The sequence below is a fragment of the Candidatus Thermoplasmatota archaeon genome (assembly GCA_035540375.1).
In the GTDB taxonomy this organism is placed as follows: domain Archaea; phylum Thermoplasmatota; class SW-10-69-26; order JACQPN01; family JAJPHT01; genus DATLGO01.
The window spans coordinates 1-20,134 of record DATLGO010000008.1 but is presented as its reverse complement, the minus strand read 5'-3'; the positions used below and the strand labels follow the sequence as shown (position 1 = coordinate 20,134).

Annotated in this window: 19 protein-coding genes; 10 read left to right on the top strand and 9 right to left on the bottom strand. The window is 73.1% G+C overall.

The features are described 5' to 3' along the window. Positions 1–16: 16 nt before the first annotated feature. Positions 17–1,363 (bottom strand): NAD(P)/FAD-dependent oxidoreductase, encoded by a 1,347-nt coding sequence (locus tag VM889_00755; GenBank protein ID HVL47068.1) that lies wholly within the window; start codon positions 1,361–1,363, stop codon positions 17–19. A 97-nt stretch (positions 1,364–1,460) separates the two neighbouring features. On the opposite strand from VM889_00755, the gene VM889_00750 reads away from it, so the two are divergent. From VM889_00750 to thsA, 3 genes are read left to right on the top strand one after another with little or no spacing between them, the layout of a single operon-like run. Then, positions 1,461–2,327: an ion transporter gene (locus VM889_00750; protein HVL47067.1), complete on the top strand. Its 867-nt coding sequence runs from the start codon at positions 1,461–1,463 to the stop codon at positions 2,325–2,327. Positions 2,328–2,352: 25 nt separating this feature from the next. After that, positions 2,353–2,769 (top strand): hypothetical protein, encoded by a 417-nt coding sequence (locus VM889_00745; protein ID HVL47066.1) that lies wholly within the window; start codon positions 2,353–2,355, stop codon positions 2,767–2,769. Continuing rightward, the gene (thsA, locus tag VM889_00740; GenBank protein HVL47065.1) at positions 2,769–4,397 is read left to right on the top strand and encodes a thermosome subunit alpha; all 1,629 of its coding nucleotides are present in this window, start codon (positions 2,769–2,771) and stop codon (positions 4,395–4,397) included. The genes VM889_00745 and thsA overlap by 1 nt, the downstream gene beginning before the upstream one ends. On the opposite strand, the gene VM889_00735 is transcribed toward thsA, so the two are convergent. Together VM889_00735 and VM889_00730 are read right to left on the bottom strand one after the other, a co-directional pair. Continuing rightward, positions 4,378–4,851, bottom strand: coding sequence for a hypothetical protein (locus tag VM889_00735; protein HVL47064.1), 474 nt, complete (start codon positions 4,849–4,851; stop codon positions 4,378–4,380). The genes thsA and VM889_00735 overlap by 20 nt on opposite strands. Further along, entirely contained in the window at positions 4,848–5,771 is a 924-nt protein-coding gene (locus tag VM889_00730; GenBank protein ID HVL47063.1) for an EamA family transporter, read from the bottom strand. Before VM889_00730 ends, VM889_00735 begins: the two co-directional genes overlap by 4 nt. Before the next feature lie 77 nt (positions 5,772–5,848). Between VM889_00730 and VM889_00725 the strand changes: the two genes are divergently transcribed. Beyond that, entirely contained in the window at positions 5,849–6,181 is a 333-nt protein-coding gene (locus VM889_00725; protein HVL47062.1) for an MGMT family protein, read from the top strand. Between the two features lie 57 nt (positions 6,182–6,238). Here VM889_00725 and VM889_00720 read toward each other — a convergent pair whose 3' ends face one another. Beyond that, positions 6,239–6,550 (bottom strand): HU family DNA-binding protein, encoded by a 312-nt coding sequence (locus VM889_00720; protein HVL47061.1) that lies wholly within the window; start codon positions 6,548–6,550, stop codon positions 6,239–6,241. 201 nt (positions 6,551–6,751) lie between these two features. Here VM889_00720 and VM889_00715 point away from each other — a divergent pair, with 201 nt between their 5' ends. The 3 genes from VM889_00715 to VM889_00705 are packed head-to-tail and all read left to right on the top strand — an operon-like array spanning position 6,752 to position 8,395. Then, positions 6,752–7,645: a DsbA family protein gene (locus tag VM889_00715; GenBank protein ID HVL47060.1), complete on the top strand. Its 894-nt coding sequence runs from the start codon at positions 6,752–6,754 to the stop codon at positions 7,643–7,645. After that, on the top strand, positions 7,642–8,154 hold the full coding sequence (locus tag VM889_00710; protein ID HVL47059.1) for a hypothetical protein: 513 nt from the start codon (positions 7,642–7,644) through the stop codon (positions 8,152–8,154). Before VM889_00715 ends, VM889_00710 begins: the two co-directional genes overlap by 4 nt. Before the next feature lie 40 nt (positions 8,155–8,194). Further along, positions 8,195–8,395 (top strand): hypothetical protein, encoded by a 201-nt coding sequence (locus tag VM889_00705; protein ID HVL47058.1) that lies wholly within the window; start codon positions 8,195–8,197, stop codon positions 8,393–8,395. Here VM889_00705 and VM889_00700 read toward each other — a convergent pair whose 3' ends face one another. Beyond that, the gene (locus tag VM889_00700) at positions 8,396–8,773 is read right to left on the bottom strand and encodes a nascent polypeptide-associated complex protein (GenBank protein ID HVL47057.1); all 378 of its coding nucleotides are present in this window, start codon (positions 8,771–8,773) and stop codon (positions 8,396–8,398) included. 78 nt (positions 8,774–8,851) lie between these two features. Here VM889_00700 and VM889_00695 point away from each other — a divergent pair, with 78 nt between their 5' ends. Then, positions 8,852–10,333, top strand: coding sequence for an NAD(P)H-hydrate dehydratase (locus VM889_00695; GenBank protein ID HVL47056.1), 1,482 nt, complete (start codon positions 8,852–8,854; stop codon positions 10,331–10,333). Here the strand turns inward: VM889_00695 and VM889_00690 are convergent, their stop codons facing one another. Both VM889_00690 and fdhF read right to left on the bottom strand, forming a co-directional pair. Further along, positions 10,334–11,074 carry a CoA pyrophosphatase gene (locus VM889_00690; GenBank protein ID HVL47055.1) on the bottom strand — a complete coding sequence of 247 codons (741 nt, stop codon included), beginning with the start codon at positions 11,072–11,074 and terminating at the stop codon, positions 10,334–10,336. A 38-nt stretch (positions 11,075–11,112) separates the two neighbouring features. Next, a complete protein-coding gene (gene fdhF / locus VM889_00685) occupies positions 11,113–13,191 on the bottom strand; it encodes a formate dehydrogenase subunit alpha (GenBank protein ID HVL47054.1) in 2,079 nt (692 codons plus the stop codon). 30 nt (positions 13,192–13,221) lie between these two features. Between fdhF and VM889_00680 the strand changes: the two genes are divergently transcribed. After that, on the top strand, positions 13,222–15,039 hold the full coding sequence (locus VM889_00680; protein HVL47053.1) for a hypothetical protein: 1,818 nt from the start codon (positions 13,222–13,224) through the stop codon (positions 15,037–15,039). A 3-nt stretch (positions 15,040–15,042) separates the two neighbouring features. Here the strand turns inward: VM889_00680 and VM889_00675 are convergent, their stop codons facing one another. Next, positions 15,043–17,577 carry a PAS domain S-box protein gene (locus VM889_00675; GenBank protein ID HVL47052.1) on the bottom strand — a complete coding sequence of 845 codons (2,535 nt, stop codon included), beginning with the start codon at positions 17,575–17,577 and terminating at the stop codon, positions 15,043–15,045. Positions 17,578–17,664: 87 nt separating this feature from the next. Then, positions 17,665–18,444, bottom strand: a complete 780-nt coding sequence (locus tag VM889_00670) for a hypothetical protein (GenBank protein ID HVL47051.1) — start codon at positions 18,442–18,444, stop codon at positions 17,665–17,667. Positions 18,445–18,751: 307 nt separating this feature from the next. Here VM889_00670 and VM889_00665 point away from each other — a divergent pair, with 307 nt between their 5' ends. Beyond that, complete coding sequence (locus VM889_00665) at positions 18,752–20,107, top strand: DUF63 family protein (protein HVL47050.1); 1,356 nt, start codon at positions 18,752–18,754, stop codon at positions 20,105–20,107. The last annotated feature ends 27 nt before the right edge of the window (positions 20,108–20,134 follow it).

Genomic DNA, 20,134 nt, shown 5'->3' with positions numbered 1-20,134 from the left:
CGGAACCGGCGGTCCTTCAGAGCATGTAACGGACGTCCGAGGCATGGGTCGGGTACGCGTAGAGTCCCTCCCGGAGGTCCGCGGCCGTGAGGCCGTGACGGATCGCGAGCGCGAAGAGGTTCACGACCTCCTCCGCGCCGTGACCCAGGAGGTGCGCGCCGAGGATGCGGCCGCTCCGTTCCTCCACGAGCACCTTGAAGCCGGACGCGCGCTCGGCGATGCGGCGCGAAGAGGCCCAGGAGCCGCTTTCGCCCTTCTTGACCTCGAAACGCAGGCTGCGCTCGCGCGCCTCCGACTCGAGAAGGCCGACGCGCGCGATGGGCGGGTTCGCGAACGCGACGCTCGGAAGACCCCGGTAGTCGGGCACCACGACGTTGCCCTCGAGGAGGTTGCGCGCCGCGGCCTCGCCCTCGATCGTCGCGACCGGCGTGAGGGGCGCGCCGTCGGCCGCGGCGGCGTCGCCCGCCGCGTACACCGCGGGATTGGACACGCTCTGAAGATGACGCGTCACGGCGACGCCCCGCGACGCGCGCTCGACGCTCCCGCGCCCGAGATCGAGGTCGTCGAGGTCCGGCACCCGGCCGGCCCCGTGCACCACCATGTCCGCCTCGATCGCACCGCCGCGATCGCCGCCGACGCGGACCCTGAGGGCGTCGCCGGCCCGCTCGACCGCGACCACGGGCGAACGCACCCTCAGGTCCACGCCGGCTTGCCGCGTCGCGTCCGAGAGCGCGTCCACGAGGTCCGGGTCGAAGCCCTCGAGCGGTCGCTCCCCCCGGTGCAGGATGGTCGCGCGGGCGCCCGCGACCGCGGCGACGTGCGCGAACTCGAACGAGACGTAGCCGCCCCCGATGAAGACGATGCGCCCGGGGAGGCGATCGAGGGCCAGGAAATCCTCGCTCGTCGAGACGAGCGCCTCCCCGGGGATCCCGAGGGGCCTCGGCATTGCGCCCGCCGCGACCACGACGTGGGACGCGTCGAGCCGCTCGTCGTCCACCGCGAGCGCGCGCGGACCCACGAAGCGGGCGACGCCGCGGTAGGCCGCGATGCCCTGCTCCTCGAAGGACCGTGCGCGGGCCTCGGGGACGGGGTCCGTGAACGCGCGCTTCGAGGCGGCGAGGGCCGGCCAGTCGACGACGACGCCGCCGGGGTCCACGCCGCGGCCCTCGAGGCGCCGCGCGGCGTCGACCGCGGAGGTGGCCGCGACGAGGACCTTCTTCGGGTCGCACCCGCGCAGCGCGCACGTGCCTCCGAAGGGACGCTTGTCGACGACGGCGACGGACCGTCCGGCCTCGCGGCACGCGGAAGCGACGGTGAGGCCCGCCGCGCCCGACCCCACGACCACCACGTCGAAGGACGGCATGCCGAGGACGACGGACGCCGACCTGCATCAATCCCTCGTCGACGCAAGGCGCGAAGGTGAAGGGGGGACGCGCCCATGCGGCTTCACGGAGACTTCCATGTCGACGAACGACGCCGTCCACGACGTCCGCTCGGCGGGCGAGCGCATGTCATCCAGCCCGCGCGACGAGGGCGAGCTCCGCCGCCTCGCGCGGCTCGCGACCGCCGACCTGCTCATGGTCCTCCTCGCGATCGCGTCCCTCGTCCTGCTCGCGGTCGACGAGTTCAACGTGATCGGACCGCAGTGGCACGACGAGGTGGTCATCCTCGACCTCGTCATCGTGCTCATCTTCGTCGCGGAGTACATCTGGCGGCTCACCCAGGCGCGACCGCCCACGCGATTCCTGTTCAAGAACTGGTTCGAGCTTCTCGGGATGGTACCCCTCATCCTGCTCGAGGCCCTCGAATCGCTTCCGCAGTTCGCGTTCCTCCGGGCGTTCCGGCTCATCCGCGTGATCCGGCTCGGCGCCGCCCTCGCGCGCTTCGTGCGCGCGTACAACGCCATCGTGGGCGATCGCGCCGCGGAGATGCTTTTCAAGAAGTACCGCGCGGCGCTCATCGAGGAGGTGAGCGACCGCGTGGTCCTCTCCGTGATCGCCCAGGTGGAGGCGAACCTCGTGAAGGCGAAGTACGCGGAGGCGATCGGCCTCGCGCTCGAGGCGCGCCGCGCCGAGCTCGGGAAGGCCGTCCTCGACGCGCTCGAGCGCAACGGGTCCCTCAGGCACCTCGTCGCCCTCCCGCCCGCAAGCGCCGCGGTGACGCGGTTCAGCGAAACCACCGCGCAGGCCATCGCGGACTTCCTCAAGAGCCCCGAATTCAACCTCGTCGTCTCCGAGGCGCTCGCGGGCGTCCTCGCGAACGTGAAGTCCCAATTCCAGGATCGCCAATGGCGGACGATGGCGACGCGGCCGGCGACGCAAGCTTGAGGAGGGCGGCCGGCGCTTGCGCCGCGTGGCGAAGCTCCCGACGCGGCGCAAATCGACCGTCCTCGTGATCCGCCGGGGACCGCCCGACGAGCTGCTCTTCCGCGCGAGCCCGAGCCGCGCGAGGAGCGGCTGGGAGCCCCTGTCCGCCGAGGTCGCGCCCGGCGAAACCTTCGAGACGACGGCGCGGCGCCTCGCGCGCGACGCGACCGACCTCGCGCGCGACGCGCCGGTCGACCTCGACCTCGAAGCCCGGTACGCCGTGCGGTCGGGCCCGGCGGCGGGCGCCTGGATCGAGCGCCTCTACGCCTTCGAGGCCGCGCCGGGCGCGCCGGCGCGCGAGGGCGAATGGCTCGTCCACTACGAGGCGAAGGCCCGCGCCTCGACGCCCCGCGTCCGCGACGCCGTGACGCGCCTCCGCGAGCAGGCCCGTCTCCGGCCCTGATGGGCGACATCGTGATGCACGCGCGAGGCGATCGCGCGCGGACCACCATGATGCGCGACGCATCCTTCCGGGCGGACGGGGTCGGGCGACCGCGCGGGCGCGACGCCCGGGCCGCGAACGTCATGGCCGCGCGGGCCGTCGCCGACGCCGTGCGCTCCACGCTCGGCCCGAAGGGCCTCGACAAGATGCTCGTCGACGGCGCGGGCGAGGTGAGCGTCACGAACGATGGCGCGACCATCCTCCGCGGGATGGACGTCTCGGATCCCGCCGCGCGGATGGTGGTCGAGGCCGCGGCGACGCTCGAGCGCGAACTGGGCGACGGCACGACGACGGCCGTCGTCCTCGCGGGCGAGCTCCTCCGACACGCCGAGACGCTCGCGGACGACCTCCACGCGACAGCGCTCGCCGAGGGTTTCCGCGACGCGGCCGCCGTCGCGACGCGCGCGCTCGAAGGCCTCGCGCGGGAGGCCCCCGGGGGCCGCGAGGAGGCGCTGCGGCGCGTCGCCGCCACCGCGATGGCCTCGAAGGCCGCCGCGCCGGAGGCGACGCGGCTCGCCGACCTCGCCGTCCGGGCGGTCCTCGCCGTTGCCGACGGCCGCCGCGCGGACCTCTCGCACGTCCGCCTCGCGAAGCTCGCGGGTCGAGCGCTCGCCGCGACCGACCTCGTCGAGGGCGTCGTCCTCGACAAGGCCCGGGCCAGCGAGGCGATGCCGCGGTTCGTCGCGGAGGCCCGCGTCGCGCTCGTCGAGGGCGCGCTTACGGCCGCGAAGCCCGCGCGCGCGGCGACCCTCCGCCTCGCGGACCCGCGCGCCCACGAGGCCTTCGTCGCGGAGGAGGAGACGCGCGTCGCGCGCGCGGTCTCCTCGCTCGCGTCGAGCGGGGCCACCGCGATCTTCGTCGAGAAAAGGGTGGACGATCGGGCGATCGACCTCCTCGCGCGCTCGGGCATCCTCCTCGTCGCGGGCGTGGGCGGCGAGACGCTTTCCGCCCTCGCGCGCGCGACGGGCGCGAGGCCGGTCGCGAATCCGCGGGAGGTTGGCGAGGCCGATCTCGGCCGCGCGTCGCTCGTCGAGGAGGCGCGGGAGGGCGGCGCGCCCGAGGTGCTCGTCACGGGGGGCGGGGGCGCCCGATCGGTGACCCTCCGCGTCCGCGGCGCGTCGGAGGAATCCGTCGAGGAGGTGGCGCGAACGCTCGAGGACGCGCTCGGCGTCGCGCGGACGGCGCTCGCGGACGACCCGATCGTCCCCGGGGCGGGAGCGGCTGAAGCGGAGGCCGCGCGCGCCGTGCGCGACGAGGCCGGCAGGCTCGACGCGCGTCGCGCGCTCGTCTACGAGGCGTTCGCCGCCGCGCTCGAGGAGATCCCCCGCGCGCTCGCGGAGAATGCGGGGCGGGATCCGCTCGAGGCCGTGACCGCCGTGCGAGCCGCGCACGCGGCGGGTCGGCGGGACCACGGCGTCGAGGTCGCGACGGGCGGGACGTTCGACGCGTGGTCCGCGGGCGTGGTGGAGCCCTTGAGGGTCAAGGTCCAGTCCGTCGCGACGGCCGCGGAGGTCGCGACCCTGATCCTCAGGATCGACGACGTCATCGCGACCGCGCGGCGGGAGGACCTCACGGGAAGAAGCCCGTGACCGTGCCGACGCTCAGCATCGTCGAGATGAACGACGTGAGCAGGATGGCGCCCGCGACGAGCATGCCCGCGCGGACGATGTCAGGCGCGATCTCGCCGAAGAACGCGCCTCCCACGAGCACGACCGCGAGGCCGAGGATCGCGAGGCCCGCGAAGAAGCGGAGCGCCCTCAGCCCGCCGGCGGTGTCGACGAACACGCTGAGGAGCAGCGTGATCGCGAGCGCGCCCGCGGCGAGGATCACGGCCCAGTAGAGGCCGCGCGTCCCGAAGGCCTGGCGCGTCATCTGCTCTCCGCGCATCCCGGGGGCGTAGCCGCCTTGCCTGGGGGGTTCGTAGACGGGGTTCTGGAACATGCTTTCGCGGGGCTCCATGGGCCGGTCGCCCGGCGGGGGTCCCGGCCGGTACTCGGGGTAGTCGGGCATGGGCATGGCTTCGTCGCCCGCAAGGTCCGTCACTTGTGGTCCTGCCTTCGATGGACCGGGCGAAGGACGAGCGCGAATCCCGCGACGATGAGAACGAACGCGAGGATCGTCCGCGCCTCGATGGGCGTGCCGAGCACGAGGAACCCCGAAAGGGTCGCGAACACGGGCACGATGTGGCTCACGAGGTTCACGCGGATGGGACCGACGCGGCGGTGGAGCGTGAAATAGAGCGCGAGGCCGAAGGCGGTCGAGACGACCGCGAGATAGAAGAGCGCGAAAAGGCCGTTCGCGTCGAAGACCGCGCGCCCGCCGCCTTCCGTCGCGAGGCTCGCGGCGTGGAGGACGACCGCCCCGAGGAGGCACTGCCAGGCCGTGAGGACGATCGGATGCAGATCGACCCGCTGGCGCCGCACGAGCACGCTCCCGAGAGCCCAGCTCGCGACGGCCGCGAGCACCGCGAGCTGGCCGAGGCCGACGGCGTCGAAGGTTGCCCCAGGCTTGAGGAGGGCGAGGACGCCGATGCCCGCGAAGCCCAGCGCAAGCCCGACGAACCCGCTCGGGCCCACGCGCTCGTCCTCGAGGAGCCACCGGCTGAAGGCCGTCGTGAGGAGCGGATTGAGTCCGACGATGACGGCGGCGACGGCCTCGAGCGTGTATTGCTGGCCCCAGAAGAGGAAGCCGTGATAGGCCGCGACGTTCAGCAGGGAGGCGAAGGCGACCGCCATCCACGCGCGGCGGCCCCGCGGGACGAGCGCGCCGGGCCGCCACGCCGCGGCCACGGCGAGGAGGAGCGCGCCCGCGAGGTCGAACCGGATCGCCGCGAGAAGGAGGGGGCTGAAGCTCGCGAACCCCATCGTGATGACCATGAACGAGACGCCCCACACGGCTCCGAGGAGCACGAGGAGCGCGAGGTTCGTCGCGCCGTCGGCGCCCAGCCACCGTCGCGGTTGCACGCGCGGCGAGGCGCGGCGGGGCTCATGAGCATGCGCCCGGCGGAAGCTACAATGGCGGCGCGGACGTTCGCCCAGCCATGACGCGCCGCCGGGCCCGATTCGATCCCGACGTTCCGTTCCCGGTCGCGGTGTGGAACGCCGTGCGGGCGATCCCTCCCGGGCGCGTCCTGAGCTACGGGGACGTGGGCCTTCTCGCGGGCCGCGCCCGCGCCGCGCGCGCCGTCGCGGCGGCCCTCCGGTTCACGGGCTCGACGGACGTGCCGTGGCACCGGGTCGTGGGGGCCGGCGGCGAGGTGCGCATCCGCGACCCGTCGCTGCGCGCGGAGCAGATCCGTCGCCTGCGGCGGGAGGGGGTCCCGGTGGACGCGCGCGGGCGCTTCCGCTACGCCGAATACGCGTGGCGACCGTGAGGTCGAGAAGAGCGGAAAGGAAGAGAGCGCCCGGCCCGGGGGCCGGGCGGAAGGGGTTCAGCCGACGAGGCCCTTGAAGGCGCCCGCGGGGCGGAACTTGACCTTCGTCGAGGCGGGCTTGGGCTTGGTGATGTACTCCTCGCCCGTGAAGGGGTTCTTCGCCTTCTTGCCGCCGCGCTGGGCGGGCTTGGTCTTCTTCGAGAAGGAGCCCATGCCCGTGATGGCGACGCGGTCGTTCTTCTTGAGGCCGGTCGCGACGCCCTCGAACGTGAGCTTGATGATCTTGCGGGCGTCCTTCGTGGAGACGCCGCCCTTCTTCGACACGTACTCGGCGAGGTCGGACATCGTGTACGTCTTTGCCTTGGCCATGTTTTTGCACTCCCATGATGCGGGGGTTCGAGGCGCGGATGGACGCGCAGGCATTTGAACCTGCGCTTCGAAACCCACGAAAACAGGCCGTTTTCGGGCGATTTCGAGAGGTTCCACCCGAAACGTGCGATGCGTCGGCAGGGAATTGTCCGCGATGAAACGACGCGCGGGCTTATGCGGATCGACCGCGCATGGCGAAGCGTGGACGAAGAAAAGCCGACGGAGCACGCGGTTTCCGCGTGGGCGCTCAGCCACGCGCGCGAGCTTTCGGGCGCGGGCGATCCCGTCTCGACGGGCAAGGCGCGCGTCGAGCTCCTCACGGACCCGTGGAGCGTGTGGTGCTGGGGCTTCGAGCCCGTTCGCCGCGCGCTCGAGGCCCGGTATCCGACGATCGAGTTCGAGCACCGGCTCGGCGGGATGTTCGAGCGCCTGCCGGACCCCGAAGAGATGGAGTTCGAAGTCGCCCGCTTCTTCGCCGTCGTCCAGCGGACCACGGGGATGCCGATCCGCCTCGATGTCGCGACCCGCCGCCGACCGAAAAGCACGTTCCCGGCCTGCATCCACGCGCACGCCGTTCGACTCGTCGACCCGTCGAAGGAGCGGCTCTACCTGCGGCGCCTGCGCGAAGCCGTGTATCTGGACGGCCTGGACGCGAGCGACCCCGACGTCGCGGCCACGGTCGCGGAGGGCGTGGGCGTCACCCTTGCCGAGTTCCGCGAGGCGCTGGGCTCGGGCGAGGCCGAGCGCGAGTTCGCGCAGGCCCTCGCCGCCGCGCACGCGGAGGGCCTCCACGCGTACCCGACGTACACCATCCGCACCGCCTCCAAGGCCGCGCGCGTCGAGGGCTTCCAGACGCTCCCCGCCCTCCTCGCCATCATCGAGACGGTGACGGGCCGGCTCCACCCCGCGCGCGCCACGCCGCCCGCGGCGCTCGACGTCGTCCCGCCCGGGGAGCGCGTCGCGACGCGCGAGGTGGCCGAGGCCGTGGGCCGCAGCCTCGAGCAGACCTTCGAGGAGCTCGTCGGGCACGAGCGCGCGGGCGCGCTCGTTCGCGAGCGCCACCCGGGCGGCGACGTGTGGTCGAAGCCGCGATGACGCAACCGAAGGGTGACCGTCTCCGACGGCTCGGCCTCGCGCTCCTCGCGTTCGCCCCCGGCGTCTTCGCAATCCTCGCCCTCGCGGAGGCGGCGGGCCTCGAGTCGCTCCGCGCGGGGCGTCTCGCCGCGGGGGCCGCGGGCGTCGTCTCCGTCGTCGCCTACGCGGCCCTCGCCGGCGCCCGGCAACGCCTCCCCGCGCCCCTCGTCGTGCTCGCCGGCTTCGCCGTCGCGCTCGCGGGCCACTACGGCGTCGCGCCCGCCGCGCGCGACGCCGGCGCGGCGCTCGTCTACGCGGGCCTCGCGGTCGCCGGCTCCGGGGCCGCCACGACGCGTCGCGTCCCAATCCTCGCCGCCGGCGCCCTCGCCGCCTCGGGGGCCCTCGCGCGCGGCCCGTTCCCCGCGGGGGGTCGCCTGGTCCTCGCGCTCGGGGCCCTCGCCCTCGCCGTCCTCCTTGTCCACGCAGCGCGACGTGGACCCGTCCTTGATCGGGCTCGGGGTGGCCGATAGCCTTTAGGAGCGGGTCATGCTTCGCGGGACGAGGACCTGCATGGTGACTTCCCACCGCGACGTGGCCATCCTCACGACGATGGGCGAGCTCGAGCGCTGGCGCAAGCGCCGGGCGAGCCTCGCGGACGAGCTCACGAAGGCGAGCCGCCAGGTCGCCTATTACGAGGCTCTCGTCAAGGACATGAAGCGCGAGGTCCAGCCTTCGCGGCTTGCGGACTTCCTCCGCAAGCTGCGCCCCTGATCACTTTCCTTCCACGAGCTTCAGGATGGCCTCGGCGGGCGCGCCGCCCGTCGCCTCGAGGGCCTTGCGGGCCGCCGCCTTGTCCACGCCCGCCTGCGACGCGACGAGGTCCACGTCCTCCTCGGTGAACGCCGGCTTCGCGGGGGCTGCGGGCGCGGCCGAGCCGCGCGGACGCTCCTCGGGCTCGCCGACGACCTGCCACGTCTCGGTGCCCTGGCTCCGCATGATCGTGACCTCGGCCGAGTCGAACACGTACTCCTTGTCCGCGGTCCGGATGACGACTTCCTGGACGTCCTCGAGGTCCTCGACCTCGATGCCCATCTGCTTCATCATCCGAGCGAGCTGCTTCGCGTTCATCCCGCGGCCGCCGGGGAACATGCTCGTCGATGCCCGGTCCGCTACTTAACGGACGCGGGATGGAAAAACGAGAAACGCGCGCTCACCCATCCGTCCCGCATGGTTCTCTCGGCCCGCGACGTGGCCGTCCTCGACGCGAACGCGGAAGCCCTGGGCGTCCCGGTGGCGGCCCTCATGGAGAACGCGGGTCGGGCCGTCGCCGACCGGGTCGCGGAGCGCGTCGCGAAGGGACCCTTGACCGTCGTCGCGGGACCGGGCAACAACGGCGGCGACGGCCTCGTCGCGGCCCGACTGCTCGCGGCTCGGGGATACCGCGTCCGCGTCGTCACCCCCGTCGCGAACGGGGCCTTCCGGACGCCGCTTGCGCGCGCCGCGTGGGACGCGCTCCCCGAGGCGGTCGAGCGCGTCGTCGTCGCGGACGCGACCGGCGCGCGCGCCGCGCTCGCGGGCGCGGGCGTCGTCGTCGACGCGCTTCTCGGCGTGGGTCTCGAGGGCGCGTTGCGCGAGCCCGCGCGCAGCCTCGTCGAGGCCGTGAACGCGGCGGGCGCGCGCGTCTTCGCCGTCGACGTGCCGAGCGGGCTCGGGACGCCGCTTGCGGTCCGGGCGGACGAGACCATCACCTTCCACGACGTGAAGGAGGGCCTCACGAGCGCGACCGCGGGCCGCATCGTCGTCGCGGACATCGGGATCCCGCGCGAGGCCGCCCTCTACACGGGCCCCGGCGAGGCGAAGCTCTACCCCCGCCCGCGCGCCGACCAGCACAAGGGCCAGGGCGGCATCGTGCTCGTCCTCGGCGGTGGCCCCTATACGGGCGCGCCGGCCGTCGCCGGCCTCGCGGCCCTGCGCGCCGGGGCGGACCTCGCCATCATCCTCACGCCGAAGCGCGCGTGGCCCATCGTCGCGGGCTATTCGCCGAACCTCGTCGTGCGGCCCCTGAACGGCGACGATCTCGATTTCGAGGACCCCGCGAACCGCGTCGCGCTCAACATGTGGCTCAAGAAGGCCTCGAGCCTCGTCGTCGGCCCCGGCCTCGGCCTCTTCAGCGTCGCGCAGCGCGCGGTGCACCACGCGATGAAGCGGGCGCAGGAGGAGAGCGTGCGCGTCGTCGTGGACGCGGACGCGATCAGCGCGCTCGCGGACCGCCGCGACCTCCTGTGGCCCGGCGCCCTCGTGACGCCGCACGGGCGGGAGTTCCGCATCCTCACGGGCGAGGACGCCCCCGCCGACCTCGACAAGCGCGCCGAGCGCGTGCGCCTCGCGGCCGCCGATCTCAACGCCTCCCTCCTCCTCAAGGCCCCCGTCGATGTCGTGTCGGACGGCGTTCGCGTGAAGCTCAACCGAACGGGGCATCCCGCGATGAGCAAGGGCGGCACGGGGGACGCGCTCGCGGGCATCGCGGGGGCGCTCCTTGCGAAGGGTCTCACGCCGTTCGACGCGGGCCGCCTCGCGGCCTGGATCTCCGGCAAGGCGGGCGAGCGCGCGGTCGCGGAGAAGAGCTACGGCGTCCTTGCGACCGACGTCGTCGAGGCGATCCCCGGGGTCCTGCGCGACGCGCTCGGCGGCGCCCCCGTCGCGCGCTGATCACGGGACGAAGTCCTCGACCGTGCGGATGCGCGCGACGGGCCCGCGCGGTCGCCATCCGTAGCCGCGCGCGAGGAACCGCGCGGTGATCTCGCCGCTGATGCCCCAGAGCGTGGTCGCGGGCGCGAGCCTCCAGTAGTGCACCACGCGGTCGTGGTCGAGGTCCGCCTCGTCCGCGACGGGGATGCGGCCCCTCCGCGGGAGCGCCCGGGCCTCGTACGCGCCGACCCCGTAGACGCGCGGGCCCGGCGAGCGCGGAGGCGCGACGGGGACGCGCCTTTCGGGTTTCACGGCCACCGAGGGCGGCGCGTCGAGGAGGCCGTGCACGGGCACGAGGAGGACCTCCGCGACCTCCGCGGGGCTTCGCGGGTCGCGCGGGAGCCGCTCGCGCGCGAGGCGACCCACGTAGGCGGTGACGTGGACGCCCCGGTACGTCAGGTAGTCGGTGAGGTGGCCCGCCACCTCGACGTCCGACGGCGCGACGCCCACCTCCTCCTCCGTTTCGCGGAGCGCCGCCTCGAGCGCGCTTTCCCCGCGCTCCGCGCGCCCGCCCGGGAAGCTCAGCTCCCCCGGGTGGCTCGCGAGGGCCTCGCTGCGCCGCGTGAGGAGCACGTGCGCCCGCCCGTCGACGTCGACGAGCGGCACGAGGACGCCGCTTGCGCGCGGCGCGTCCTCGGGACGAGGCGGGGCGGGTCCGCCGAAGGCGCGCTTGAGGAGCGTCCAGGCCTCGTCCGGTCGCACGCCGCCGTGAAGGCGTCCCGCGCACTTGAAGCGCGCGCTCAGCGGATCCTTGACCCGGCCTGGTCCGCGGGCTCCGGACGCCGCGCGCCCACGGGCGCGAGGCGCGCGGCCGCGACCTTGAGCTCCGTGATGCCGCATTCCGGATCGACCGCGTTGCTCGTGAGCTCGTTCGCGGCGGCCTCGCGGTAGTGGAAGGGCATCCACAGCACGCCCTCGCGGATGCCCGTCACGCGCGCCGTGGTGGTCAAGGCGCCGCGCCGCGTGGCGACGACGACGCGGTCGCCGTCCGCGATCCCGAGGCGGCGCGCGTCGGGCGCCGAAACCTCCACGAACGCCGCGGGCTCCCCGCGCTCCATGCGCGTGCGCCGGCTCATCGTTCCGGCGTTGTACTGGAGGAACGTGCGCCCCGTCGTGAGGACGAGCGGCCACGCCTCGTCCGGGGTCTCCGCGGCCGGGAAGAACCCGACCGCGGCGAGGCGGCCGCGGCCGCGCGGGAAGGCGTCCACGTGGAGGGTCGGCGTTCCGGGGTGGGTCTCGTCGGGGACCGGCCACGGGAGACCTTCCTCGCGGTCGAGCCGCGCCCACGTGAGGCCCGCGTACGAGGGCACGAGACGACGCATCTCGTCGAACGCCTCTTCGGGCCCCGCGACGCCGAGCGGCCGGCCCATCCTCGCCGCAAGCTCGAGGAGGATCAGCCAGTCCGGCTTCGAGGCGCCGATGGGCGGGATCGCGCGGCGCACGCGCTGCACGCGGCGCTCCGAGTTCACGAACGTTCCGTCCTTCTCGGCCCAGCTCGCGCTCGGCAGCACGACGTCGGCGAGCTTCGTCGTCTCGCTCGGGAACACCTCCTGCACGACGAGGAGATCGAGGCTTTCGAGCCCGCGACGCACGCGCGCGAGGTCGCCCTCGGTGAGGGCCGGGTCGGATCCGATGACGTACGCGCCCTTGAGGGCGCCCTCCGCGGCAAGCTCCCAGTAGCGCGAGCACCAGAGGAAACCCTCGGGCCCGGGCCGGGGGAGGACCGCGCCCCAGGCGCGCTCGAACCGCGCGACCGCCTCGGGGTCGCTCCACGGCTGGTAGCCCGGGAGGGATTCGGGACGGCACATGTCGGTCGCGCCCTGCACGTCGTTCTGGCCGCGAAGCGCGTTCACGCCGGTCCCGGGCTTTCCGAAGTTGCCGGTGAGGAGCGCGAGGTTCGCAAGTGCCCGAACGTTGTCGACCCCGGTGCGGTGCTCCGTGACGCCGAGACCGTACACGATCGACGCGGGTTTCGTCGTCGCGTAGAGCCGCGCCGCGACGCGGAGGTCGCGCGGCGCGACGCCGCAGAGCGCGCCGGCGCGCTCGGGCGTCCACGGCTCCACGGCGTCGCGGAGCGGCTCGAGCCCCTCGACCCGGTCCTCGATGAACGCGTCGTCCTGCCACCCGCTCGCGAGGATCTCGCGCGCGAGCGCATGGAAGAGCGCGACCTCGGTGCCGGGGATGATCGGGAGGTGCACGTCGGCGCGCTTCGCGGCGATCGTGTCGCGCGGGTCCACGACGACGAGCGCGGCGCCCGCGTCGAGCGCCTTCTCCATGTACTCCGTCCAGATGATCGGGTGCGAGCGGGGCGCGTTGCTCCCGACGAGGAGGAACGCGCGGGCGAGCGCGAGGTCGGCGATCGGGTTCGACATCGCGCCCGAGCCGATGCTATCGATGAGGCCGGTGACGGTCGCGGAGTGGCACACGCGGAAGCAGTTGTCGACCTGGTTCGTGCCGAGGACGACGCGCGCGAACTTCTGCGCGAGGTAGTTCTCCTCCACGGTCGCGCGCGCGCTCGACACGACGCCGATCGCGTCGGGGCCGTGCTCGCGCAGGATGCGCGCGAAGCCCTCCGCGACGACGTCGTACGCCTCGTCCCACGAGGCGGGCGAAAGCGCGCCGTCCCTGCGGACGAGCGGGGTCGCGAGGCGGTCGGGATGGTGCACGAACTCGTGCGCGGTCGCGCCTTTGGGGCAGAGCGCGCCGCGGCTCACGGGGTTCAGGGCGTCGCCGCGCAGCCCGGCGACACGCTCGCCCTCCGTCCGGAGGACGAGGCCGCACCCGACGCCGCAGTAGGGACAGATCGTCCGGACGTCCACGGGAGGGCTTCGACGCGGGAGGGAGAATAGTTGGCGGCGAGCGCCTGGCGCGCCCTCCATGCGTCCTTCACGGGTCGACGGGGGCGGGGAAGGCTTAAGCCGTGCCAGTCCGGCTCGGGACGTGGAGGCATCTTCCTGTCCATCCACCGCCCGGTCACCCTGCTCCTCGTCGCGGCGCTCCTCGCGGCGACGCCGGCGCTCGCGCGTCACGCAGAGACGGCGCGCGAGCGCGAGGAGTCCAACCCGGCGCCGGGCCAGCTCACGTGCGTGGCTCCGGCCACGCCCGGCTGCGAGGCCTGGTATCCCACGAACCCGGCGAAGGTCCTCGAGCCCGCGGGCGGCGTCCTCATCCTCGACGCGATGGTGTGGACCGGCGCGGTCGTCCACAACATGCTTCTCTACGACGGCGCGCCGCAACCCCATTTCTCGGGCGCGGACCGCGAGACCGGCGGCGCCATGGCGCCCCTCGTCGTTCCGGGTCAACTCAGCTTCCGCGCGTGGTACGGCTACTGGCTCGACGCGGACCAGGACGGGGTCATCGACCTCAACATCCGGTCCGGTCCCCCGACCGAATCGCCCCAAACCGGCTCCGACTTCGAAGCCTACAGGCCGGGCAACGAGTTCGCGACCGCCGACGAAGGCGCAACGCGCCTGGACCATCTTGTCGCGTTCGTGACCCCGGGGGCGCGACCCGCCATCACGGATACGGGCCGCCCCGCCGAAAGCCAACCGGACCTCGTCTACGCCCTGCCGGGCAGCAATCCGGACCGGATGTTCCGCTCCTTCACCTCGATCGTCGCGGTCGACGGGTCCCTCCTCGAAGCCTGGACGATCGAATCGGTCGGCCAGGTTGCCCTGATTCCCGACGAGAACCTCAACCGACCGTACCGGGTGTCCGAGCACTCGCGCCTCGACATCGACCGGTACGCGGCCGTGGCGCCGGGTCCGGTCGAGTCAATCTACAAGGCGACGGTCGCGCCCCTCGTGCGCGAGTTCGCAAGCCCGAGCCTCGGCTCCTGCCCCGGTCGCTGCAACTTCCCGCCTGCGCCCGTGGACGCCGCGGGGCCCGCGATCGGCGCCGCCTACGGTCGCTACGAGCGCGAGGTCGACCCCGCGCTCGCGGACGATCCGCGCCGCGCGAGCACGAACGCTGGACGCCTCGGCGAATTCCAGGCGGCGTACCACGCCTGGATCGACGTCCTCCCCTCCATGACGCTCGGCGCGGCCTCGATGACTCCGCTCCGCAAGAACTACCCGCTTCCGGGGAAATCGGCGGACGGAGGCCTCGCCGTCCTCCCCGGCACCCTCGTCTCCTTCGAGCTCTGGACCGGCGTCTGGAAGGACCTGAACGGCGACGGGTACATCGGGGTCGCGAGCGCCGACCCCTACGAGGGCGGCAACCGTCCCCAGCCGGAACGCTACGACGATCCCGCGGGCGAATTCGTTCCGTGGAACGCTCGCAACGCTGCGGGGGGAACGGCCCAGTTCATCACCGTCACCCCCGACGGAACCTGGGGCCAGGCGGGGGTGTACGTGTTCGCCACCGCGGGCGTCCCCGCCCAGGGGCCCTGCGTCATCCGGCTCCCGACGAACAATTGCGTCCTCACGGAATATCTCGGGGAGCAGCACATCCTCCGGGGCACCGAGACGCACCGCCGCCAGATGACCGTCGTGGCCGGCACCGAGGACGGTCACTGGACGGCCGGGGAGTACCTCTGGTTCCCCGAGGGGACGATGCCGACCGGCTTCACGGTCTGTACGGATAAGACGGAGATCCAGTACGAGGCCGCGGGCGTCCTCGTCCCGGAGTCCGTCCGCGACTGCGACCACGTGGGCCGGCTCGAATGACGTTCAACCGAGCGTGAACGACATCGTCGCGCCGCGGCCCGGTCCCGGGCTCGAGGCGGCGACGCGGCCGCCGTGCCGCTCCACGATGCGCGCCACGATCGCGAGGCCCACGCCCGTGCCCTCGAATTCGGAGCGCGTGTGCAGGCGCGCGAACGGCTTGAACAGCTCCGCCGCGCGACGCGGATCGAAGCCCGCGCCGTTGTCGGCGACCTCGTACACGCGCGTGCCCGCCTCGTCGCGGGCGCCGACCGCGATGGTCGCGTCGTCCCGGCCCGCCGTGTATTTCCAGGCGTTGCCGATGAGATTGTCGAAGACCTGCCTGAGAAGCTGAGGGTCGCCGCGCGCGCGAAGGCCGGGCTCGATCTTCCATCGAACGCGGCGATCGGGCTCGCGGCCGCTCAGGTCTCGCGCGATCTCCTCCGCCATGGTCGAGAAATCGAGGTCCTCGACGACGAGCGGAGCGCGCTTGACCTGGGCGAGGTCAAGGAGATCGCTCACGAGCCGCGACCCCCTCGTCGCCTCCGAACGCAAGCGCGCGAGGATCTCGCGGCCCTCTTCGCCAAGCTCTTTCGCGTGGTCCTCGACCAGGAGGCCGCTGAAGTACTCGATGCCGCGAAGCGGCGCCCGGAGGTCGTGGGCGACGGTGTAGCTGAAGGCCTCGAGGTCCTGGTGGGCGAGCGCGAGCTCGCGGGAGCGCTCGCGGGCCCGGGCCTCGAGGTCGGCCTTCGCTCTCTTGAGCGCGTCTTCACCCGTGGGCGCGAGCCTGCGAAGGATGATCGCGAAGCCCCGCCGCCCCTCGCCGTCCGGGAGCGCCGTCGTCGTCATCTCCGCGGGCTTGCCTTCCGCTCCCCCCGGCCGAACGACCACGGTCGCGACGTGCCGCCCGTCTCGGGAGGCTGCCGCGATTCCGTCGCGGACCGCGGCCCGGGCCTCGGGCGGAAAGAACTCGACGAAGGGCTTGGATTCCGCGTCGGAGGCGGGGACGGCGAAGATCGACTCGGCGCCGCTGTTCCAGCGTTCGATGCGTCCATCCTGGCCCACGAGGATGATCGCGTGTTCGCGGACGCCGTCGAACAGGATGCGCATGCGCGCATCGTTCTCGGCGCGCTCGCGGTCCGAGCGCTCGCGGTCGATCGCGAAGCCGATGACGTTCGCGACGGAGACGAGGAAGTCCACGTCCTCCGTCGAAAAGGCGCGCGGTCGCGTCGTGTGGACGCCGAGGACGCCGTAGACGGAAGCCGGGGTGCGGATCACGACGCTCATGCCGCTCACGACGTCGTGCTCGCGCAAAAGGGGCGGGCCGCTGAAGCGCGCCTCGGTCGGCAGGTCGTACACGACGACGGGTCCGCCCACGGCGAGCGTGAAGCCGGCCTGCGAATCGAGGCCGGTCCCGACCGTGGCGATTCCCACGAGGCCGTCGCGCCAGCCGTGGCCCGCGCGGAGCATGAGGGACTCGCCCCGGGGTTCGAGCTCGAGCACCTTCGCGAGATCGACGCCGAGAACGGACGCGAGCTCGGCCATCGCGCGGTGGAGGACGGGCGAGAGGTCGTCGGCGGCGAGGACCTCCTCGCCGAGACGCGCGAGGAACCGTTGACGCAGCGCGCGCGACGCGAGCGCGGCCTTGGCGCCGTGCTCGAAGGTCACGTCCTTCGCGGTGCCGTGGACGCCCGCGATCTCGCCCCCGATGCGCATCGGGGTGCCGGTGACGACCACGTTCGCGCGGCGCCCGTCCTTCCGGACGATCGCGAACTCGATCGTTTCGGACGAGCCTGTGAGAACGCGGGCGAACGCGCCGAGGACGCGATCGAGATCCTCCTCGGCGACAAGCGGGAGGAACGGCTTTCCGAGCATCTCCTCGGCCGGGTATCCGGAGATGCGCTCGGCGGCGGGATTGATCGCAACGAAGCGCGCGTCCGGACCGATCGAGAAGATCGCATCCGGGTGGTTCGCGAAGAAGGAGCGGTACCGTTCCTCGCTTTCGCGCAGCGCGAACTCTGCGCGCTGACGTTCGCGCGTGTCCGTGACGACGAGCACGGCCCCTTCAAGGATTCCATCGCGAACGATGGGGGCACTCGAGTATTCGATCGGCAGGCGCTCGCCCCCTTTGCGGGTGAAGACGTCCGATCGCGCCTTGACCGGGCGCCGCGCAAAAACGTCGCGCATGATGGGACAGGCGTCGAAGTCCACAGGCCTGCCGTGGACGTCCCAGGCGTGGACGACGTCGTGGAGCCGGCGTCCGGCGAGCTCCCCGGTCGACCACCCGAACATGGCCTCCGCGGCCGGATTCATGTAGGTGAGGCAGCCGGTCTCGTCGAGCACGATGAGACCTTCGTTCATGGTCGTGAGCGCGGCGCCGTGGACGCGCATCCGGTTCATCGCCTCGGTCCCAAGGACATTCGCGAGATAAGGGTCGTGCTCGCGCGAGGCGGCCGCGAGCGCCTGGACGACCTCGTCGTCGGAAAGCGAGGAGAGCACGCGCACGGGTTCGGGCGCGCTCGCGATGCGGTCGTAGATGCGGGAGAACCGGACGTCGCCCATCCGGCATTCCTTCCGGTCTCCTTCATGCATAAAGAAGAACGATTTTCGAGGGGGCGAGGACCCGGCCAGCCCCGTTTTCCGCTGGCGTTACGGCGCCGCCGGACCCTCGCTCCTCACCGCGGATACGATCTCCGCGTAGGCGATGCGCGCTTCCGTGACGATCGCGAAGGCCTCGCCGCTCCATCCGAGATCGACGTCGACCGATAGGCCGAACGCGCGCGCGTCAGCTCCGATCGCCCCTTCGTCGCGGAGGTGACGCACGGCATCCGGCGCAAGGACGAGCCGCGTCGGCTTTGCGCCTTCCGAGCGAAGGGTCTCGATCGTCTCCTCGATCGTGGCGCCGAGGCTCGACCGCGACCGGCGTCCGTCGTGCGCCCCGAGGCTCTGGCGCGTCATGCCCGAAGCGCGCTCCGAGATCGTTTTTTGCCCCACGACGGTCCTGAGATCGTCGGCATGCCGCCGGTCGAGGTCGACGAGCTCGACGAGCGCATCCCTCAGCTCGGACGTCGGCGCGGCCATCGCGACGTGGAGGCCCGCCTCCGTCACGGCCTTCTTGAAACGGATGAGGTCCGACACGAGTCGCGTCTGCGTCTCGCGCGCAAGCTCGTCGAGACGGCGGTCGGCGCCAGGAAGACGGTCCCACGCGGCCAAGGCCTCGGCGACCGCGGCGCCCTCCATCACGCTGTCGCGCGAGATCCTCGCAAGCCTGCCGCCGACGTCCTCGTCCGCCATGCATTCGGCGAAAGCGCGGAAGCCGGCCCCCGTGAAAACCGCTTTGTAGACAAGAAGGTTCTCGAGCGTCCTTCGGGCCGGGAGGGAGAGATTTCCCATCATGTCCGGGTGAAGGTCGCGCCCTTCCCATTCCATGAGGGTGTCCTCGTTCGCGATCCGTATCAGGATTTCGGGTGAAGGGCCGGTCGATGCGCCCCGGCCGCGACGACGCCGCGCCACCCGCATCCGCGGCAGAGGGCGCGCGCCACGCGCTCGCGCTCCCGATTGGCCGATTCGACCCGCGCGAAACCGCCGCAGTCGGGGCAGGTGTCGAAGAGACTCCGAGGGGTCATCGGAAGACCCGGCCGCGGGAGACGGGACAAAGCTCACGGGGCAAACGTCGAAAGGAGCGCGGGACCGACGGGCTCAAAGCGCTTATCAGCCGGCGACCGCATCGCGCGGCGTGCTCCGGAGGCCGGCGGCGTGGCTCCTTGCCCATCCCTGGACCGTCGCCGCCTTCCTCTCGACCCTCCTCGCCCTCGCCGTCGCCCTGGGGATGGCCCTCGCCCCGAGGGCGACCTACGACGGGTTCCTGTGGCCGCACCTCGTCGGAAGCGCCGTCGCGGACGTGCGGCAATGGCCCGCCGCGTGCCTCGCGCCCGACGGCGCCATCACGCGCGGCGCGCTCGTCGCGGGGGAACCCGCCTGCGTGGGCGTCGAGGGCGTCGCCGCGGCGGCGGGCTACACGCCCGTCGCGGAGCTCCTCGTCGCGGCGACCGGCCTCGTCTCCCTCGCGATCGTCTACGTCGGGTTCGTGCGCCGCTTCGACGTGGCGCTCGACGGCCCGTTCATCGTCGCGTACGCGCCCACGTTCCTCTTCGGCATCACGATGCGCGTCGTCGAGGACGCGGGCGGCTTCTGCCGCCCCGGCACGCTCGCGCCCGGCGGTTGCGAATCGGGCCTCTTCGCGTTCCTCTGGATCGCGCCCTTCGCGTACTACCAGCTCGCGTGGCTCTTCTTCGGGCCCATCGGCGTCGGGCTCTTCCTCGCGCGCCGCCGCGCGCGCGGCGCCCGCTGGCAGACGCGCGCCTTCGCGGTCGCGCTCGCGGCGGAGGTCGCGCTCCTCGCGCTCGTCTTCCTCCTCGCCCAGCCGGACGTCGTCGCGCCGCTCGTGACGGTCGGCGTCGCGGGCCTTTTGGTCGGCGCCGCGGCCGGTCTTGCGGCCTATGCGCGCCTCGCACGACGCGCCGCCTCGGACGGCGGCGTGCGTCCCGCGCTCTTCGCGCTCACGATGCCGCCCCTTGCGGCCGCGCTCGCGCTGGTGGCGACCGACGCGCTCGGGGCCGGCTGGACGCCGCCCGGCCTCGCCGCCGCGAACCCCGTCCCGGCCGCGACCGTGCTCGTCCTCGCGGTGCTTGCGACGGCCGGCGTCGGCCTCGCCGTGCGGCGGTGGGGCGGGCCGCTCCTCGCGCGCGTCGCGGACCCCGTGAACCTCGCGATCGTCTTCGGCCAGGCGTGGGACGGCGTCGCGACGTGGATCAGCGTCTCGGACCCGTTCGGCCAGATGTCCGGCCAGCTGTACCTGGAGAAGCACCCCGTGAGCGAGGCCATCCTGCTTGCGGGCGGCGACGGCATCCTGTTCCCGATCGCGAAGGTCGCCGTCGCGGTCGCCCTCGTCCTCGTCGTCGAGCGCGAGCTCGCGCGGTCCGCCACGACCCCGAACGCCGCGAACGCGGTCGGCTTCCTCCGCATCCTCCTCCTCGCGCTCGGCCTCGTGCCGGGCCTGCGCAACACGCTCCGGCTCGCGCTCGGGGTGTGACGGTCGTCGGGGCGGACCCCCCTGCCC

Bases quoted from the DNA above. Each gene is read 5' to 3' on its own strand.
- VM889_00755 (HVL47068.1), bottom strand. From the start codon at position 1,363: ATGCCGTCCTTCGACGTGGTGGTCGTGGGGTCGGGCGCGGCGGGCCTC.
- VM889_00750 (HVL47067.1), top strand. From the start codon at position 1,461: ATGTCGACGAACGACGCCGTCCACGACGTCCGCTCGGCGGGCGAGCGC.
- thsA (HVL47065.1), top strand. From the start codon at position 2,769: ATGGGCGACATCGTGATGCACGCGCGAGGCGATCGCGCGCGGACCACC.
- VM889_00725 (HVL47062.1), top strand. From the start codon at position 5,849: ATGACGCGCCGCCGGGCCCGATTCGATCCCGACGTTCCGTTCCCGGTC.
- VM889_00720 (HVL47061.1), bottom strand. From the start codon at position 6,550: ATGGCCAAGGCAAAGACGTACACGATGTCCGACCTCGCCGAGTACGTG.
- VM889_00710 (HVL47059.1), top strand. From the start codon at position 7,642: ATGACGCAACCGAAGGGTGACCGTCTCCGACGGCTCGGCCTCGCGCTC.
- VM889_00705 (HVL47058.1), top strand. From the start codon at position 8,195: ATGGTGACTTCCCACCGCGACGTGGCCATCCTCACGACGATGGGCGAG.
- VM889_00700 (HVL47057.1), bottom strand. From the start codon at position 8,773: ATGTTCCCCGGCGGCCGCGGGATGAACGCGAAGCAGCTCGCTCGGATG.
- VM889_00695 (HVL47056.1), top strand. From the start codon at position 8,852: ATGGTTCTCTCGGCCCGCGACGTGGCCGTCCTCGACGCGAACGCGGAA.
- VM889_00675 (HVL47052.1), bottom strand. From the start codon at position 17,577: ATGGGCGACGTCCGGTTCTCCCGCATCTACGACCGCATCGCGAGCGCG.
- VM889_00670 (HVL47051.1), bottom strand. From the start codon at position 18,444: ATGGAATGGGAAGGGCGCGACCTTCACCCGGACATGATGGGAAATCTC.